The organism is Streptomyces sp. NPDC021224, from assembly GCF_044332905.1.
Classification (GTDB): domain Bacteria; phylum Actinomycetota; class Actinomycetes; order Streptomycetales; family Streptomycetaceae; genus Actinacidiphila.
The window spans coordinates 50,171-67,476 of sequence record NZ_JBIRPW010000018.1 but is presented as its reverse complement, the minus strand read 5'-3'; the positions used below and the strand labels follow the sequence as shown (position 1 = coordinate 67,476).

At 73.5% G+C, this 17,306-nt stretch carries 14 protein-coding genes; 3 read left to right on the top strand and 11 right to left on the bottom strand.

The genetic code is table 11. From position 1 onward, the window contains the following. Positions 1–197: 197 nt before the first annotated feature. The gene (locus tag ACH4PY_RS31410; protein WP_398190701.1) at positions 198–1,427 is read left to right on the top strand and encodes a ThuA domain-containing protein; all 1,230 of its coding nucleotides are present in this window, start codon (positions 198–200) and stop codon (positions 1,425–1,427) included. Positions 1,428–1,658: 231 nt separating this feature from the next. Next, the gene (locus ACH4PY_RS31405; RefSeq protein WP_398190698.1) at positions 1,659–4,580 is read left to right on the top strand and encodes a PQQ-dependent sugar dehydrogenase; all 2,922 of its coding nucleotides are present in this window, start codon (positions 1,659–1,661) and stop codon (positions 4,578–4,580) included. Between the two features lie 66 nt (positions 4,581–4,646). Here the strand turns inward: ACH4PY_RS31405 and ACH4PY_RS31400 are convergent, their stop codons facing one another. The 3 genes from ACH4PY_RS31400 to ACH4PY_RS31390 all read right to left on the bottom strand — a co-directional run bounded on the left by ACH4PY_RS31400 (position 4,647) and on the right by ACH4PY_RS31390 (position 8,344). Next, entirely contained in the window at positions 4,647–5,708 is a 1,062-nt protein-coding gene (locus ACH4PY_RS31400) for a substrate-binding domain-containing protein (RefSeq protein WP_398190695.1), read from the bottom strand. Positions 5,709–5,774: 66 nt separating this feature from the next. After that, on the bottom strand, positions 5,775–6,863 hold the full coding sequence (locus tag ACH4PY_RS31395; RefSeq protein ID WP_398190692.1) for an ABC transporter permease: 1,089 nt from the start codon (positions 6,861–6,863) through the stop codon (positions 5,775–5,777). After that, positions 6,860–8,344, bottom strand: a complete 1,485-nt coding sequence (locus tag ACH4PY_RS31390; RefSeq protein WP_398190689.1) for a sugar ABC transporter ATP-binding protein — start codon at positions 8,342–8,344, stop codon at positions 6,860–6,862. The genes ACH4PY_RS31395 and ACH4PY_RS31390 overlap by 4 nt, the downstream gene beginning before the upstream one ends. A gap of 265 nt (positions 8,345–8,609) precedes the next feature. Between ACH4PY_RS31390 and ACH4PY_RS31385 the strand changes: the two genes are divergently transcribed. After that, positions 8,610–9,503 (top strand): alpha/beta fold hydrolase, encoded by an 894-nt coding sequence (locus ACH4PY_RS31385; protein ID WP_398190685.1) that lies wholly within the window; start codon positions 8,610–8,612, stop codon positions 9,501–9,503. Between the two features lie 28 nt (positions 9,504–9,531). Here the strand turns inward: ACH4PY_RS31385 and ACH4PY_RS31380 are convergent, their stop codons facing one another. From ACH4PY_RS31380 to ACH4PY_RS31345, 8 genes are all read right to left on the bottom strand, one after another. Beyond that, positions 9,532–10,326 (bottom strand): ferritin-like domain-containing protein, encoded by a 795-nt coding sequence (locus tag ACH4PY_RS31380; RefSeq protein WP_398190682.1) that lies wholly within the window; start codon positions 10,324–10,326, stop codon positions 9,532–9,534. Between the two features lie 176 nt (positions 10,327–10,502). Next, a complete protein-coding gene (locus ACH4PY_RS31375) occupies positions 10,503–11,600 on the bottom strand; it encodes an endo-1,4-beta-xylanase (RefSeq protein WP_398190679.1) in 1,098 nt (365 codons plus the stop codon). Between the two features lie 173 nt (positions 11,601–11,773). After that, entirely contained in the window at positions 11,774–13,123 is a 1,350-nt protein-coding gene (locus tag ACH4PY_RS31370; RefSeq protein ID WP_398190676.1) for a cryptochrome/photolyase family protein, read from the bottom strand. After that, positions 13,120–14,616 (bottom strand): SDR family oxidoreductase, encoded by a 1,497-nt coding sequence (locus tag ACH4PY_RS31365; protein WP_398190917.1) that lies wholly within the window; start codon positions 14,614–14,616, stop codon positions 13,120–13,122. Before ACH4PY_RS31365 ends, ACH4PY_RS31370 begins: the two co-directional genes overlap by 4 nt. Before the next feature lie 311 nt (positions 14,617–14,927). Then, positions 14,928–15,302 (bottom strand): hypothetical protein, encoded by a 375-nt coding sequence (locus tag ACH4PY_RS31360; protein ID WP_398190673.1) that lies wholly within the window; start codon positions 15,300–15,302, stop codon positions 14,928–14,930. A 164-nt stretch (positions 15,303–15,466) separates the two neighbouring features. Continuing rightward, positions 15,467–15,868, bottom strand: coding sequence for a roadblock/LC7 domain-containing protein (locus ACH4PY_RS31355; protein ID WP_398190670.1), 402 nt, complete (start codon positions 15,866–15,868; stop codon positions 15,467–15,469). A 64-nt stretch (positions 15,869–15,932) separates the two neighbouring features. Next, a complete protein-coding gene (locus tag ACH4PY_RS31350) occupies positions 15,933–16,733 on the bottom strand; it encodes a transcriptional regulator (protein WP_398190667.1) in 801 nt (266 codons plus the stop codon). Continuing rightward, positions 16,730–17,116, bottom strand: a complete 387-nt coding sequence (locus tag ACH4PY_RS31345) for a hypothetical protein (RefSeq protein WP_398190664.1) — start codon at positions 17,114–17,116, stop codon at positions 16,730–16,732. The genes ACH4PY_RS31350 and ACH4PY_RS31345 overlap by 4 nt, the downstream gene beginning before the upstream one ends. Between the last annotated feature and the right edge of the window lie 190 nt (positions 17,117–17,306).

Below are 17,306 nucleotides of genomic sequence, written 5' to 3'. Positions count from 1 at the left end.
GCTGATCAGCGGGCCGCGAGCAGGCTGAAAGCATCCCTTGACGGCGCAGTTTCCTCGAGGTGATGCCGCCCTACCGCGAGACGGACCCGTTGCTGCCCGGTGCGAGCAGACGTGCTCCGCCGCGCCCCGGCGCGGTCCGTCGTCCCCCGCGGTACATCCCCCCATCCCGCAGCACGTGCGTTCCACGAGGAGCCGCCATGCGCACCCCCCGCACACGCACCCGCCTCGCCCTGGCCGCCGCCCTGAGTCTGACCGCGGCGGCCGTCCTGACCGCCGTCGCCCCCTCGGCGGGCGCCGCGCCCGCGAAGGCGCCCGCCGCGCACTCCGCGGCGGCGGCACCGTTCAAGATCCTGGTCTTCTCCAAGACCACCGGCTTCCGCCACGACTCCATCCCGGCCGGTGTCGCCGCCATCCAGCAGCTCGGCCAGCAGAACAACTTCACGGTCGACGCCACCGAGGACGACTCGGTCTTCACCGACGCCAACCTCGCGCAGTACGCCGCCGTCGTCTTCCTGTCCGCGACCGGCGACCCGGTCACCACGCAGGCCGAGAAGGACGCCTTCCAGCGCTACATCGAGAACGGCGGCGGCTACGTCGGCATCCACGCCGCCTCCGACAGCGGCTATTCCTGGGCCTGGTACGGGAACCTGGTCGGCGCGTACTTCAAGCAGCACCCCGCCATCCAGGCCGCCACCGTCGAGGTCGAGGACCACGTCCACCCCTCCACGCAGGGGCTGCCGGACACCTACACCCACACCGACGAGTGGTACGACTTCCAGACCGACCCCCGCTCCCAGGTGCACGTCCTGGCGTCGGTCGACGACAGCAGCTACACCGGCTCGACGATGGGCGACGACCACCCCACCACCTGGTGCCACGACTACGACGGCGGGCGCGCCTGGTACACCGGCATGGGCCACACCGCCGAGAGCTACGGCGAGCCCCAGTTCCTGCACCTGCTGCTCGGCGGCATCCGGACCGCCGCCGGTGTGGTGCCCGCCGACTGCTCGGTCGACTCCACCCCGCCGCCCGTCGAACACGGCGTCAGCCTCAAGGCGCACGCCAACGGCAAGTACGTGACGGCGCCGAGCGCCACCTCGCCGCTCATCGCGAGCAGCGCCGCCGTCGGCACGCACGAGACCTTCGACGAGATCGACCTCGGCAACGGCAACGTCGCGCTGCGCGCCCACACCGACAGCCAGTACGTGACGGCGGAGAACGCCGGGGCGCAGTCGCTGATCGCCAACCGCGGCGCGGTGGCGCAGTGGGAGACCTTCCAGCTGATCCACAACGGCGACGGCAGCATCAGCCTCAAGGCCGCGGTCAACGGCAAGTACGTGACGGCGGAGAACGCCGGGGCGGCGCCGCTGATCGCCAACCGGACGGCCATCGGCCCCTGGGAGGAGTTCGACCTCACCACCCGCTGAGGCCGCACCCCCGCGTACCGCACCCCCGCCGTACCGCACGACCCCGTACCGCGTACGCCCCGCAGGGGTGTACGCCGCACGCCCGCGTACGCCCCGCAGTGCGGGACCGCGGGCACCGCTCCGGCACGGCCGCACCGCCATCCGCAGCCGTGCAGAGTGTCATGCCCATGATCGCAGGCGCCCCGAGCGCGTCCGCACATGACCATCCCCCTCAGCGAGGAGACCCACGTGTTGCCCGTACGACCACACCCGCGCCCCGGGCTGCGACGCCGCCTGCGCGGCTGGCTCGCCCTGCTGGTGGCGCTGCTCGCGCTGCCCGCCCTCGCGGTGCTCACCACCGCCCCGGCGAACGCCTCGGCCCCGCACGCGGCCGCCGCGAAGCCGGCCGTCGCCGGCGTCCCGGACAGCAGCTTCCAGAAGGTGCTGCTGAACAACTCGGGCGGAAACCCGCTGCAACTGGACATCGCCAGTGACGGCCGGGTCTTCTTCATCGACATGCTCGGCGACGTCCGGATCATCAACACCAACGGCACCACGGTGACCGCCGGGCACCTCGACGTCTTCACGGCGAACGAGAGCGGCCTGCTGGCGATGGCGCTGGACCCGGCCTTCGCCACCAACCACTGGATCTACCTCTACTACTCGCCCACCGCGGCGAGCGTGGACCGGCTCAGCCGTTTCACCGTCAACGGCTCGACGATGGACCTCACCAGCGAGAAGGTGCTGCTGGAGCTGCCGGTGCAGCGCGCCGAGTGCTGCCACCACGGCGCCGGCATGGCCATGGACCACAAGAACGGCAACCTGTGGCTCTCGGTCGGCGACAACACCAACCCCTTCGCCTCCGACGGCTACGCCCCGATCGACGAGCAGTCCGGCCGCGCGGCCTGGGACGCCCAGCGCACCGCGGGCAACACCAACAGCCTGTCCGGCAAGGTGCTGCGCATCCACCCCGAGGCCAACGGCACGTACACCATCCCGTCCGGCAACCTCTTCCCGCCCGGCACCGCCAAGACGCGGCCCGAGATCTACGCGATGGGCTACCGCAACCCCTTCCGGCTCGCCCTGGACCCGAAGACGGGCAACGCCGTGGTCGGCAACTACGGCCCGGACGCGGGCGCGGCCAACTCCGCGCGCGGGCCGCAGAACACCGTCGAGTGGGATCTGCTGAGCAGGCCGGTCAACGCGGGCTGGCCGTACTGCATCGGCAACAACACCCCGTACATCGACTACAACTTCGCCACCCAGACCTCCGGGCAGCCCTTCGACTGCGCGGGCGGCCCGACCAACGACTCGCCGAACAACACCGGCCTGACGAAGCTGCCGCCGGCCACCCCGGCGACGGTCTGGTACCACTACAGCGCCGACCCGAACAACTTCCCGCTGCTCAGCGGCGGCGCCCCGATGGCCGGCCCGGTCTACCGCTACGACGCGAACCTGAACTCCGACCGCAAGTGGCCGCAGGCCATGGACGGACAGGCGATCTTCTCCGAGTGGAACACCAGCAAGGTCTACACCTTCCATGTGAAGTCCGACAGCAGTGGCATCGACGACATGCAGCCGTTCCTGCCGTCGGTGGCGTTCAAGAAGCCGATGGACATGAAGTTCGGCCCCGACGGCGCCCTGTACATGGTCGAGTGGGGCACCGGCTACGGCGGCAACAACGCCGACGCGGGCATCTACCGCATCGACTACCTCAACGGCGGCGCGCTGCCGGTCGCCAAGGCCGCCGCGAACAGGACCAGCGGCCCGGCGCCGCTCGCGGTGACCTTCTCCAGCAGCGGCTCCAGCGACCCGGCGGGCGGCAGCCTCGGCTACAAGTGGGACTTCGGTGACGGCGCCACCTCCACCGCCGCCAACCCCAGCCACACCTACAGCGCGGTCGGCAACTACACCGCCGTGCTGACCGTCACCAACAGCGCAGGGAAGTCCGCGACGTCCAGCGTCGACATCACGGCCGGCAACACCGCGCCCACGCTCACCATCCACTCGCCGCCGAACGGCGGACTGTTCGAGTGGGGCGACAAGGTGAGCTTCTCGGTCACCGTCACCGACCCCGAGGACGGCACGGTCGACTGCAACCAGGTCAAGATCCAGGCCATCCTGGGCCACGACACCCACGGCCACCCGCTCGACCAGTACACCGGGTGCAGCGCGACGGTGTCCACGACGCTGTCCAACGGCCACAGCGACGGCGACAACGTCTTCTACGTCATCGAGGCCAGCTACACCGACAAGGGCGGCTCCGGCGGCGCGGCCCCGCTCACCGGGCGCGCCCAGATCACCTTGCAGCCCAAGCACAAGCAGGCGGAGTTCTTCACCGACACCGGCCGCGCCGCCAACGGCCAGGGCACCGACACCCCGGGTGTCACGGTCGAGAACGGCGCCGACAGCGCGGGCGGCGGGCAGGACATCGGCTTCATCGAGGACGGCGACTACTGGACCGAGTCGCCCATCGCGCTGGACAACACCACCGCGGTGACCTTCCGGGCCGCCTCGGCGAACTCCGGCGGCCGTATCGAGGTCCGCTGGAACGCGGCCGACGGACCGCTGCTCGGCACCGCGACCGTCCCCAGCACCGGGGCCTGGCAGACGTACACCGACGTCACCGCCAACCTCAGCAACGTGCCCACCGGCAGCGGCAAGGTCTACTACGTCGCCCGCAACCCCTCGGGCAGGACCGGACCCGGCGCGCTGATGAACGTCAACTGGATGGTCTTCACCGGCGCCGGGGTCGGCACCCCCGGAACCCCCGGCGGCACCGGCGGCATCAGCCTCAAGGCGCACGCCAACGGCAAGTACGTGACCGCCGACGACGCCGGGGCCTCACCGCTGATCGCCAACCGCGACAGCGTCGGCCCGTGGGAGACCTTCGACGAGATCGACCTCGGCAACGGCAACATCGCGCTGCGCGCCCACGCCAACAACAGCTACGTGACGGCGGAGAACGCCGGGGCGCAGTCGCTCGTCGCCAACCGCGCGACGGCCGGCTCCTGGGAGACCTTCCAGCTCGTGCACAACTCCGACGGCAGCGTCAGCCTCAAGGCGGGCGTCAACGGCAAGTACGTCACGGCGGAGAGCGCCGGGACGAAACCGCTGATCGCCAACCGTGACGCGATCGGCCCGTGGGAGGAGTTCGACCTCGCCACCGTGTGACCCCCACCGCACGGCGAAGTGCCCCGGGCCGCGACGGCCCGGGGCACCTTCGTGCGGGTGCGCCGGTCAGGTGAAGGACGTCGGCAGGTACTGGTCGACGTTGTCCTTGGTCACCGTCGCCGAGAAGAGCGTGATGAAGGTCGGCACCTCCTGCTCCACCAGGTCGCCGATGCCCTTGCTCTGCCCGATCAGCCGGGCGAGCGTCACCGCCGAGGCCGACATGCTCGACGGGTAGACCACGGTGGCCTTCAGCACCCCGCTGTCCGCCTTGATCTGCTGCATCGCGTGCTTCGACCCGGCGCCGCCGACCATGAAGAACTCGCTGCGCCCGGCCTGCTTGATGGCCGCCTCGACGCCGATGCCCTGGTCGTCGTCGTGGTTCCAGACCGCGTCGATCTTCGAGCGGGCCTGCAGCACGTTGCTCATCACCTGCTGGCCGCTGTCCGCGGTGAACTGCGCGGCCTGCCGGATGCCCACTGAGAAGCCCGACTTGGCGAGCGCGTCCTTGAAGCCCTGGCTGCGCTGCTTGGTGAGGTCCAGGTTGTCGATGCCGGCGATCTCGGCGATCACCGGCTTGCTCACGCCCTTGGCCTTGAGCGTCTTCGCGATGTACTGGCCCGCGTTGACGCCCATGCCGTAGTTGTCGCCGCCGATCCAGGTGCGGTAGGAGAGCGAGTTGTCGAAGACCCGGTCCAGGTTGACCACCGGGATCCCCGCGTCCATCGCCTGGCCGCCGATCGCGGTGAGCGCCTTGCCGTCGAACGGCAGGACGACCAGGACGTCGACCTTCTTGTCGATGAGCGTCTGGACGGCGCTGATCTGCGCGTTGACGTCGTTGGTGCCCTCGGCCGCCTGGAAGCTGACGTCCGTGTACTGCCCGGCCTGCGCCTTGGCGTTCTTGGTGATCGCGGCCATCCACCCGTGGTCGGCAGCGGGTGCGGAGAAGCCGATCGTGACGTGCTTGCCCGGAGTGCCGGACGAGGCCGCGTCCGTCGCCTTCACATTGGCCTTGGCGTCGTCGTTGCTCGCGTTGCTGGTGCACGCCGACAGCAGCAGACCGCTGCTCAGCGCGCCCGCGCCGAGCAGCATGCTTCTGCGGCCCATCGCGGCGGATCCGGTCTCTTTCATGCGGGTGGTCCCTTCGTCGGGAAGGTCGGAGGGTGGGCGGAGGTGGCGGGAGGGGGCGACGGGCGGTCAGGTCGCCGGGGCGGCGCGGCCGGCGCGGGTGCGCTGGAGCAGCACGGCGCCGATGATGATGAGCCCCTTGGCGATCTCCTGGGTGTCCGTCGTGAGGTTGTTCAGCACGAAGATGTTGGTGATCGTGGTGAAGACCAGGACGCCGAGGATCGACCCGATCAGCGAGCCGCGCCCGCCGGCCAGCAGGGTGCCGCCGATGATCACCGCGGCGATGGAGTCCAGCTCGTAGAGGTTGCCGAGGTTGCTGGCGCCGCTGGTGGTGCGGGCGGTGAGCATGACCGCGGCGACACCGCAGCACACCCCGGACAGCAGGTAGAGCAGCATGGTGTGGCGGCGTACCGCGATCCCGGCGAGCCGGGCGGCCTCCGGGTTGCCGCCGACGGCGAAGGTACGGCGGCCGAAGGTCGTGCGGTTCAGCAGCAGCCAGCCGGCCACCACGATCGCGGCCATCAGGTAGACCAGCAGCGGGACGCCGAGGAACTTGTCTGTGGCGATCCGGTTGAACGAGTCCACCGTCACCACCTGCGACTGCCGGTCGGAGATCCGCTCGGCGACACCGCGGGCCGAGGCCATCATCGCCAGCGTGGTGATGAAGGCGACGATCTTGCCGTACGCGATCAGGAAGCCGTTGAGCAGCCCCACCACCGCGCCGACGACGACCGCGGTGAAGAGCATGCCGGCCAGCCCGTGCGACTGGGTCGCCACCGTGGTGCACCACACCGACGCCACGGCCACGATCGCGCCGACCGACAGGTCGATGCCGCCGCCGATGATGACGAAGGTCTGGCCCACCGTGATGACCCCGATGACCGCCGCGCTGGTGAGGATGTTGAGGATGTTGTTGCTCGTCAGGAAGGTCCCCGAGGTCGCGGTGCCGACCACGCCGAGCAGCAGCAGCACCACCACGAGGCCGAGGCTGTGCATCTGGCTCAGCGGCAGCAGCCGCGCCCACCGCGCCGCGCCCCCGGACCCCGCGGGCTTTCCCCGCGCGGGCTTCACCGGCGACGACGGGCCGGTGACCGCCGCGCCGGACCCGGACGGCGGGGACGCGTCCGGCACGGGTCTCGGAGTGGTCTGATCGCTCATGGGCGGCTCTCCTCCATCACCAGGTCGAGTACATGGGATTCCTTGAGCGAGGCGGCGGGAGCCTCGTGGACGATCCGGCCCTCGCGCAGCACCAGCGCCCGGTCGGCGAGCCCCAGCACCTCGGGCACCTCGCTGGACACGAACAGCACCGCGACCCCGGAGTCCGCCAGTTCGCGGACCAGCGCGTACAGCTCGGCGCGGGCGCCGACGTCCACCCCGCGGGTCGGCTCGTCCAGCAGCAGCACCCGGCAGCCGCGCAGCAGCCAGCGGGCCAGCACCGCCTTCTGCTGGTTGCCGCCGGACAGCGTGCCGACCGCCCGCGAGGGGTCGGCCGGGCGCAGGTCGAGGGCGGCGACGCGCTCGGCGGCGGCCGCCCGCTCCCGCCGCCGGTCCAGCCAGCCGAAGCGCGCGAAGCGCCCGAGCGAGGAGATGCTGACGTTGCGGACGACGCTGTCGTGCAGGAAGAGCGCCTGGCCTTTGCGTTCCTCGGGTGCGAGCCCCAGCCCGGCCCGCACCGCCGCGGTGACCCGGCCCGGCGGCAGTACCGCGCCGTCCACCCGGACGGTGCCGGACGACGGGCGGGACGCGCCGTACACCGCGTGCAGGATCTCCGAGCGGCCCGAGCCGACCAGCCCCACCAGCCCGACGATCTCGCCGGCGTGCACGGTGAAGCTGACGTCCTCGAAGCTGCCCGGCAGCGTCAGGTGCTCGACCCGCAGCAGTTCGGACCGCTGCCCGGCCGGGACCGCGGGCCGGTCGGGGAAGGCGTACGACGCCTCCCGGCCGGTCATCAGCGCCACCAGCCGGGCGGTCGGGGTGTCCGCGGGGAGCCCGGCGGCGACCGTGCGGCCGTCCTTGAGGACGGTCACCCGGTGGCCGATGGTGCGGATCTCGCCCATCCGGTGCGAGATGTAGAGGACGGCGACGCCCCTGGCGGTCAGGTCGCGGATGACCCGGAAGAGGTTGCCGACCTCGTCCTGGGTGAGCACCGCGGACGGTTCGTCCATCACGATCAGCCGGGTGTCGTGGGACAGCGCCCGCGCCATGCTGACGATCTGCTGCTGTGCGGGGGACAGGCTGCCGACCTCGGTGCCGGGGGAGATCTCCGGGTGGCCGAGGGAGCGCAGCAGGACGCGGGCCGCACCGGCGGTCTCGCCGCGGCGGGTGACGCCGAAGCGGGCCCGCTCGTGGCCCAGGAAGATGTTGTCGGCCACCGACAGGCCGTCCACCAGGTCGAGTTCCTGGTAGATCGTCGCGATGCCGTGCCGCATGGCGGCGGTCGGGCTGGGCAGCGTGACGGGCTCGCCGTCCCAGGCCAGATCGCCGCCGTCCGGCTGGTGCGCGCCGGCCAGCACCTTGATGAGGGTCGACTTGCCGGCGCCGTTCTGGCCGAGCAGGCAGTGCACCTCACCGGCCCGTACCTCCAGATCGACACCGTCCAGCGCCTTGGCGCCGGGAAACTCCTTGGTGATTCCCCGCATTCGGAGCAGAGGAGAACTCACATCGCCACCTAGGGAAGGGGGAAGTGTGCGCGAGAGATGAACTGTCCGTGCCGGAACGGGCACAAAGTGTTTGTTCGTCAGTTCAGCGAACAAACTAATGAGCGCCGTAGGTGAGGGCAAGAGCGGGGACGGCACCAGTTTGGAAACCACCGGCGTGTCAGATGCATTGTGTACGGTGTATAGTTTACGATGTATACGTAGCTGGGAGCATGCGCCGGCGCACCACCGCGAGGAGCCGATGCCGATGACCACCGAGACCTCCCCGACCACCCGCACCGTCGAACTGACCGCCGGTCAGGTCGACTACCGCGACACCGGCGGCACGGGCCCCACCGTCGTCCTGCTGCACGGCCTGCTCATGGACGGCACACTGTGGGACGAGGTCACCGAGCGGCTGCGCACCGGCCACCGGGTGCTCGTGCCGACGCTGCCGATGGGCGCCCACACCCGCCCCGCACGGGCCGGCGCGGACCTGTCGCCCACCGGACTGGCCCGGCTCGTGGGCGAGTTCCTGGACCGCCTCGACCTGCACGACGTCACCCTCGTCGGCAACGACACCGGGGGCGCGCTGATCCAGCTGCTCGTCGCCGAGGCCGCCGCGGGATCCGCGGACGCGGCGGCCGCGACCGAACGGGTCGGCGCGGTGGTCCTCGCCTCCTGCGACGCCTACGACAACTTCCCGCCCGGCCTCACCGGCCGCACCGTGGTCCTCACCGGCAAGCTGCCGCCCGCCCTCTTCGGGCTGTTCATGCAGCAGATGCGGCTGCGGCCGATGCGCCGGCTGCCCGTCGCCTTCGGGCAGCTCACCCGGCGCGGCGACGCCGCCACCGCCCGCTGGGTCCGCGCCCTGCTGGCCGACGCCGACGTGCGGCGGGACGCGATCGCGGTGCTGCGCGGCATCGCCGCCGACCGGCAGGCCCTGGTGCGCGCCGCCGCCGCACTGCCCGGCCTCGACCGGCCCGCACTGGTGGTGTGGGCCGAGGGCGACCGCGTCATGCCGCCCGAGCACGGCCGCCGGCTCGCCGCGGAGATCCCGCGGGCCCGGCTGGTCGTCGTCCCCGACAGCCGCACCCTGCTGCCGCTGGACCAGCCGGGGCCGCTCGCCGACGCCGTCCGCGAGCTGACGGGCGCCCGCTGACGCCACGGGCGGGCGGGGCGGGCGGGTCTCAGGTGGTCGCCTCGGCCGCGACCGGCCCGCCGCCCAGCGCGTTGCGCAGCCGCGGCTCCGGCATGGACAGGCTCGTCATCCGGCGCCAGCCGGCCAGCCGCTCGTAGCTGTACACCGCGTGGATGCCCGCCCGCAGCAGCGCGGACTTCGCCGCCGACCAGCGCAGGATCTGGCCCATGTGCGTCATCACCGCGACACTGACGTCCCGGTAGATCGCGATCTCGGCCATCGCGCACTCGCGCAGCGTCCGCTGGATCAGCCGCCCGTGGCCCTCCCCGGCCAGCCGCAGCAGCTCCTCGTGGCAGTAGGCGAGGTGGTTGTCCTCGTCACGGGCGATCTGCCGCACCGCGCGGCCGATCTCCGGGTGCGTGCCGAACAGCTTGACCAGCAGCGCCATCTGCTCCGAGGCGCGCTGTTCGGTCACCCGGCTGTGCGCCAGGTAGGTGATGACGTCCTGCTCGCTCAGCGCCTCGTCGGCCTTCAGCCGGGAGTGCGCGAGCCCGATGCCGGACCGCTCCAGCAGCATCGTGTAGTCGGTGTCGGCGGGCACCGGCGCCGGTTCCAGGTGGCGGCCGTGCAGCAGGCCGTTGAAGATCCGGCCGTGCTTCTCCTCGTCGGCGCCGTGCCGGGCGATCTTCGGGGCCAGCTCCGCGAGCGCGGGCGGCACCAGGACCGCGATCCGGCCGTTCTCCCAGCCGCCCTGCGACTCCCCGCTCGCCGCGATGGAGCAGAAGAGCCGGAAGGACTCGTCGTTGTCGAGGATCTCCGTGAAAAGGCTGCGCGCCGACAGCATCGCGCTTCTCCTCTCGCCGCCACCGGATGTCACGACGAGTCAAGGCCGAGCCCGCAGGGCCCGCAACCGGGCGGTCGCCGCCCTGCGCCGTCCGGGGGAACCGGCTCGCGCCGGGCCGGTCGGGACCCCGCCAGGACCGGTCCGAGCCGCCGGCCCGGTCCTGGCGGGGAGCGCGGTCAGCGGCGGGCCTGCCGCAGGCCGGCCGCGAGGGCGGTGTAGGCGCTCTTCGGGCGGTAGTGGTCGTCGAGGATCGTCGCGTCGCCCTCGCCCCGGAAGGAGTCGGGCACCCACGAGTGCTTGTCGGTGAAGCCCCACACCGTGAAGCCGGTGCAGTGCGCGGTGCGCAGGCAGCCGTCCAGCAGCACCTGGTACGCCCGCTGCTGCGCCTCCCTCTCGCCGCTGTCGGCGGGCAGCGGGATGCGCACGTCGGCCTCGGTGATCGCGGTCCGGACGCCGAGCGCGTCGAAGCGCCCCATGGTCGCCGCGAGGTCCTGCGGCGCCGGGTAGCGGGTGTCGAGGTGGCCCTGGAAGCCGACGCCCTGCACCGGGACGCCCTTCGCCCGGAGCCTGGCGACCAGGTCGTGGAGGGCGTCGCTCTTGGGGCCCGCGCTCTCGATGCCGTAGTCGTTGATGAAGAGCTCGGCCTTCGGGTCCGCCTCGTGGGCCCAGGTGAAGGCGTCCTCGATGTAGCCGGGGCCGAGCTTTTGCAGCCACATGTCGCTGCGGTAGGAGCCGTCGTCCGCGAAGGCCTCGTTGACGACGTCCCACTGCCAGATCCGGCCCTTGAAGTGGGTGACCTCGCCGGTGATGTGGTCGTGCAGGATCCGGCGCAGCTCGTCGGCGCCGAAGTCCCCGTGGCTCAGCCAGGAGGGGAGCTGCTGGTACCAGACCAGCGCGTGCCCGCGGACCAGCTGCCCGTGCGCCTCGGCGTACGCCACCAGCGCGTCGGCGCGCGTGTAGTCGTAGCTGCCCCGGGACGGCTCGACGGCCTCCCACTTCATCACGTTCTCCGGCGTGACCGAGGAGAACTCGCTGCCGACCCTGGCCGCGTAGCCCGGCTCGCCCGCCAGCGCGTCGGCGTCGACGGCCGTACCGACGCGGATGCCCGCCTGCTGCGCCAGGACCCGCAGCGGCGGCCCGGCCGCGGTGGCCGCCGGTGACCCCCCGGCGTCGTCGCCCGACCCGGACACCAGGTGCGGCAGGGCGACGGCCAGCACGCCGGCCGTGACCGCGGCGACCGCGCCGGTCACGACGGCGCGGGTCATTCTCCTCATGGGGGTCCTTCGGGCAGGCGGAACGGCGGTGCGCGGGCGGAACGTCTCTCCGAATGTTTCGGAGTCGATCACGCAACTTGCGGACGCAACTTATGGCCTGCTCCCCGGCCGGTCAATATCCCGGACACACCCCTTTTCCGCCGGTCCCCGCGCCGGTACGTCCCGCCGCCCGCTCAGTCCAGGCCGCGGGCCTGCCGGAAGCGGGCCAGACCGTCCGGCAGCTCGACCAGCCGCTCCGGATACCCCTTGCGGTCGGCGGCCGGAAGTTTCCAGGGCTCGTGCACCGCCGGCCCGTCCACCGCGGCCAGCTCCGGCACCCAGCGGCGGACGTAGCCGCCGTCCGGGTCGTAACGGCGGGCCTGGAGCAGCGGGTTGAGGACCCGGTTCGGCCGGGAGTCCGTACCCGTGCCCGCCACCCACTGCCAGTTGAGCTGGTTGTTGGCCACGTCGCCGTCCACCAGCAGGTCCAGGAAGTGCGTCGCGCCCACCCGCCAGTCCACGTACAGCGTCTTCGTCAGGAAGCTCGCGACCAGCAGCCGCGCCCGGTTGTGCATCCAGCCCTCCGCGCGCAGCTGGCGCATCCCGGCGTCCACCACCGGATAGCCGGTCGCGCCCTCCCGCCAGGCCTGCGCGTCCGCCTCGGCCGCCCGGCCGGTACGCCACCGGTCGTTCCGGGTGCGGTAGTCGGCCGCCGACACCTGCGGGCGGACGGCGAGCAGCTGCCGGTTGAAGTCCCGCCAGCACAGCTGCCGGACGAACGCGTCCGCGCCCGGACCGCCCGCCGCCCGCGCCCGGTGCACCGTCTCGACCGCCGACAGCGTCCCGAAGTGCAGATGCGGCGACAGCCGCGAGGTGCGGTCGCCCGCCAGGTCGTCCTGCCCGGTCGCGTAGTCCGCCAGCCCGCCGCGCAGCCACCCCGTCAGCCGCCGCCGGGCCGCCCGCTCACCGCCCTCCGCCGGGCCCGCGGGCACCTCGGGCAGCGCCGCCGAGCCCACCTCCTCCGGCACCGGCACCCGGCGCGGCGCGGGCAGCGTCTCCCGCAGCCGGTAGCCGGACCAGTGCCGGAAGTAGGGGGTGAAGACGGCGAAGTGGTCCGAGTTCTGCGGGGTCAGCGCACCCGGCGGCACCGCGGTGACGACCGTGTCGTGCACGTGCAGCCGGCGCCCGTCCGCCGCCAGCGCCCGCCGCAGCCGGTCCTCCCGGCGCTGCCCGAAACCGCTGTCGGCCGCCGCCAGGTGCACCTCGGCCGCGTCGCACTCGGCGGCCACCGCGCACACCTCGTGCGCCGGGTCGCCCTCGCGCAGCACCAGCCGCCCGCCGCGCTCGCGCAGCCCCGCGTCCAGATCGGCCAGGCACGCCGCGAGGAAGGCCGTCCGGTGCGGGACCGCGAAACCGGCCCGCTCCACCGCCGGGTCCCGCACGAACAGCGGCACCACCTCGTCGGCCGCCGCCAGCGCCGCCCGCAGCGGCGGATGGTCGTGCAGCCGCAGATCACCCGTGAAGAGCACCACCGCGCGCCTCATCCGTCCCCGCCTCCCGCCTTCTCCTGCGCGGCCGAACGCTCCGCCGCCCGCGCGATGTTGCGTGCCATGCCGCCGAAGACGGCGGCGTGGAAGGGCGCGACCCCCCACCAGTACGCGTGGCCCAGCAGCCCGCGCGGCAGGAACACGGCCCGCTGCCGGTAGCGGGTGCGCCCCTCGGCGTCCCGGTCCGCGGACATCTCCAGCCACGCCAGGCCCGGCAGCCGCATCTCGGCCCGCAGTCGCAGCAGCCGCCCGCGCTCGATCTCCTCGACCCGCCAGAAGTCCAGCGAGTCGCCGACCCGCAGCCGGTGCGCGTCCCGCCGCCCGCGCCGCAGCCCGACCCCGCCGAACAGCCGGTCGACCAGCCCGCGCACCGCCCACGCCACACCGAGCGAGTACCAGCCGTGCTCGCCGCCGATGCCCTCGATCACCCGCCACAGCGCTTCGGGACTCGCGTCGACCGGCGCCTGCCGCCGGTCGGTGTAGAGGCTGCCGCCCGCCCAGTCCGGATCCGTCGGCAGCGGGTCGCTGGGCGCGCCGGGAACGGCCGCCGAGGACCAGCGGGTGTCCACCTGCGCCTCGCGCACCCGGCGCAGCGCCAGGGTCAGCGCGCGGTCCACCCCGACCGGGCCGTCCGGCGGGTCCGGGACGTAGGTCCTGATGTCGTGCTCGTGGCAGACCACCTCGTGCCGCAGCGACTCCGCCAGCGGCCGCGCCACCCCCGCCGGGACGGGGGTGACCAGGCCGATCCACAGGCCGGACAGCCGCGGGGTGAGCACCGGAACGGGCAGGATCAGCCGCTTGGGCAGGCCTGCGACCGCCGCGTAGCGCTGCATCAGGTCCCGGTAGCTGAGCACGTCGGGACCGCCCACGTCGAAGCCCCGGCTGACGTCCGCTGGCATCGCGGCGCTGCCGACGAGCAGCCGCAGCACGTCCCGCACCGCCACCGGTTGCAGCCGGGTGCGCACCCAGCTCGGGGTGACCATCACCGGCAGCCGCTCGGTGAGGTAGCGCAGCATCTCGAACGACGCCGAGCCCGAGCCGATGATGACCGCCGCCCGCAGCACCGTCGTCGGCACCCCCGAGGCCAGCAGTACGTCGCCGACCTCGGCGCGCGAGCGCAGATGCGGTGACAGCTCGGCGCGCGGCACCCCGCTCGGGGTGAGGCCGCCGAGGTAGACGACGCGCCGTACTCCGGCCGCCCGCGCCCGCTCGCCGAAGATCCGGGCCGCCCGGCGGTCGGTCGCCTCGAAGTCCCGCCCGCTGCCGAGCGAGTGCACCAGGTAGTACGCGACGTCGGCGCCCGCCATCGCGGCCGCGACCGCTGCCTCGTCCGTCACGTCCCCGGCGACCACCTCGGCGCGGTCCGCCCACGGCTGGTCGCGCAGCTTGACCGGCGTGCGGGCCAGGCAGCGCACCCGGTAGCCCGCGGCCAGCAGTTCGGGGACCAGCCGGCCGCCGATGTAGCCGGTCGCGCCCGTCACCAGGCACAGCCGCCCGGCGCCGGGCCCGGTACCCGCCTCCGCGTCCCGGCCCGTTCCCGTTTGCGCGTCCTGGCCGGTACCCGCACCCGTCTCCGCGTCCCGGTCCGCTCCCGGACCCGCCGGCGCGACGCCCACGTCCGCTCCCGCCTCACGTCGTCGCGGTCGCCGCCGCGCTGTCGGCCCCAGCACACCACGCCGGGCCCGCCGCCGCAGGTCGCTGCGGCGGCAGGTCACCCGAAGCGAGCAACGGCGCGCCCGGCGGAACGGGCGACGGGGAGGCGGGGGGCGGGAGACGGGGGGCGGGGCGTGATGGGCCCGGCTCACACCTCCAGGTCGTTCTCGATGGACTTGAGCTGGTGCCGGGCCATCGCGAGGTTCGCCCGGCCGCGGTCCAGCGCCAGGTAGAGGAACAGCCCGGACTTGCCGCGGCCGTGCAGCAGCCGGATCAGGTGGTACTGCGAGCCCAGGGTGATGAGGATGTCCTCGATCTCGTCCTTGAGGCCGAGCATCTCCATGGTGCGGGCCTTGGCGCGGACCACGTCGGTGTTGCCCGCCGCCGCGACGCTCAGGTCGAGGTCCTTGCCGCCGCCGAGCGTGCCCAGCGCCATGCCGCTGGTGTAGTCGACGAGCGCCACGCCTATGACGCCCTCGATCGAGGTCATCGCGTCCTTGAGGGCGGTTTCGGTGTTGGCCATGATCTTCCTGCTTCCCTTCGACGGTGTGTCAGGTGCTTGCGGTGGGTGGGGGGTCTTCGGTTCCGGGGGCCTGCCCGGCGGCGCCCCGGCTCCCGCGCGGCCTTCCCGGGCGCGCGGCCGGGCGGCCCGGCTCCCGCGCGCCGCCCGCGGCCGCTGCTCGCCGGTCACGGCGCGCCGCCGCCGTCGGCCGGTGCCGCGGTGCCGTCCAGCAGCGCGGCCACCCGGGCGCCGCTGCGGCGGGCCTCCAGGTGGAGCCGGCCGACGTTGGTGTGTGTCCCGGCCAGGAGCAGCAGCACGGCGTCGCGTCCGGCCGGGTAGAGCGCGACGCAGCCGTCGCCGCTGCGGATCAGCAGTTCGCGGAAGGACTCCTGGCCCGCCGCGTCGGTCAGCCGCAGCCCCACGCCGAGGGCGGCGGCGCTCAGGGCCGCGAAGCCCTCGGCCTGCCGGCCGGGCGCGTCGGCGGCGAGCAGCAGGCCGTCGGCGGTCGCGGCGACCGCGCCGGTCAGGTCCGGCAACCGGGCCCGCAGGCCTTCCAACTCGGTACGTATCGCGGCTTCCTGGGCCATCGACCTTCTCCTCTCGGCACGCAGGGCACGCCGCTGCAGCACGCGCTTCACCACCGCGCCCCCCTCACATCCGCTCCAGGGCGACCAGCAGCCGGCGCAGCAGCGCCGCGTCCGGGGTGTCGCCGATGCTGTGCACCCACGCGGGCGCCCGGCCGGGCGGCCGGCTTCCCGCGCGGGGCGTCTCCACCAGGCCGAGCGCTGCCAGCCGGCGGACCTCCACCAGCGCGTGGAAGGCGGGCCGCCCCAGCAGCGCCGCGATGGCCGACGGGGTCCGCACCCCGTCGGCGAGGTCCAGCACCGCGGCCTGACCGCGCGGCAGGTACGGCGGGCGGGCGCCTTCCGCGCGGGCCGCGGGTGCGGGCACCACGGGCGCCGCGTCCAGTTCCGGGTGCGGCCACAGCCGCTCCAGCAGCCGGTGCCGCCGCCGTACCTCGGCCTCCACCGCGGCCACCGGCAGCCCGCCGGGCGCACCGAACCAGTGCCGTACCCCGTGCCGGAAGCGGGTCGGGCCCGCGGCCGGTCCGAGGACGAACCAGGCCGCGTCGTGCAGGGCGCCGAGCCGGCTGATCTCCAGCTCGCCCGCCGCGATCCGGCCGCGTTCGACCAGCCGCCGTCCCACCGCGCCCTCCGCCCCGGCCTCGGCCACCGCCTCCCGCCAGGTCTCCGGGCCGAGCCGCCCGCCCGCGGTGAGCAGCACCTCGATGCCGGGCGCCGCCGGGCTCTCGGCGTGCACCACCGCGCCGTCGGCGAGGTAGAGCGCGCCGGTGTCGCGTAACAGCACGCCGGTCGCGCGCTGTCCGGCGAGCCGGGCGAGCATGGGGGAGTGGCCCGCCTCCCCGCCGCCGCCCGCACCGCGGGCCGTCATGCCACGACCAGCTCCCCGGCGAGTTCCCGCATCCTGCGCAGCGCGAGCGCCAGGTTGGCCTGCGTCCGGTCGAGCCAGACGTAGAGGAAGACCCCGCCCTCGTACGGGGCGTCGAGGAAGCGGATGAGGTGGTAGCCGGTGCGGGTGAGCACCACCGCCTCCTCGGCGGCGGGGCCGGGGCCGGTGTCGCCCGCGGTGAAGACCGGGTGCTCCGCGGTGGCCCGGGCGTAGGCGGCGGTCTCGGCCGCGACGGTCTCGTGGTCGCCCGCCGCCGCCTCGCCGATCACCCCGAGCGCCAGCCCGCTGATCCACTCCACCAGGGCGGCGCCGCGCGCGCCCGGCAGCGCCATCGCCCGCAGCAGGCACTCGTCGATCCCGGACACACGACTCCCCTCGACGCACGCTGCCGCGCGACCGCCTGTCCGGCGGTGACGAGCACGTTACGCACAGTGCCGCCCGTTCCGGGGAGTTCTGGCATTTTCCTGCGGTACATGCGGGCAGCGGGCTTAAGATGCCCCGGACCTGACCGGGGCGGCGCACCCGTACGGCCGCCGCGCACGGGCCGGCGCGCCG

Coding starts and splice junctions, on each gene's coding strand:
- ACH4PY_RS31355 (WP_398190670.1), bottom strand. CDS start 15,868: ATGGCCCAGGAAGCCGCGATACGTACCGAGTTGGAAGGCCTGCGGGCC.
- ACH4PY_RS31375 (WP_398190679.1), bottom strand. CDS start 11,600: ATGAGGAGAATGACCCGCGCCGTCGTGACCGGCGCGGTCGCCGCGGTC.
- ACH4PY_RS31410 (WP_398190701.1), top strand. CDS start 198: ATGCGCACCCCCCGCACACGCACCCGCCTCGCCCTGGCCGCCGCCCTG.
- ACH4PY_RS31360 (WP_398190673.1), bottom strand. CDS start 15,302: ATGGCCAACACCGAAACCGCCCTCAAGGACGCGATGACCTCGATCGAG.
- ACH4PY_RS31350 (WP_398190667.1), bottom strand. CDS start 16,733: ATGACGGCCCGCGGTGCGGGCGGCGGCGGGGAGGCGGGCCACTCCCCC.
- ACH4PY_RS31385 (WP_398190685.1), top strand. CDS start 8,610: ATGACCACCGAGACCTCCCCGACCACCCGCACCGTCGAACTGACCGCC.
- ACH4PY_RS31390 (WP_398190689.1), bottom strand. CDS start 8,344: ATGCGGGGAATCACCAAGGAGTTTCCCGGCGCCAAGGCGCTGGACGGT.
- ACH4PY_RS31380 (WP_398190682.1), bottom strand. CDS start 10,326: ATGCTGTCGGCGCGCAGCCTTTTCACGGAGATCCTCGACAACGACGAG.
- ACH4PY_RS31370 (WP_398190676.1), bottom strand. CDS start 13,123: ATGAGGCGCGCGGTGGTGCTCTTCACGGGTGATCTGCGGCTGCACGAC.
- ACH4PY_RS31395 (WP_398190692.1), bottom strand. CDS start 6,863: ATGAGCGATCAGACCACTCCGAGACCCGTGCCGGACGCGTCCCCGCCG.
- ACH4PY_RS31400 (WP_398190695.1), bottom strand. CDS start 5,708: ATGAAAGAGACCGGATCCGCCGCGATGGGCCGCAGAAGCATGCTGCTC.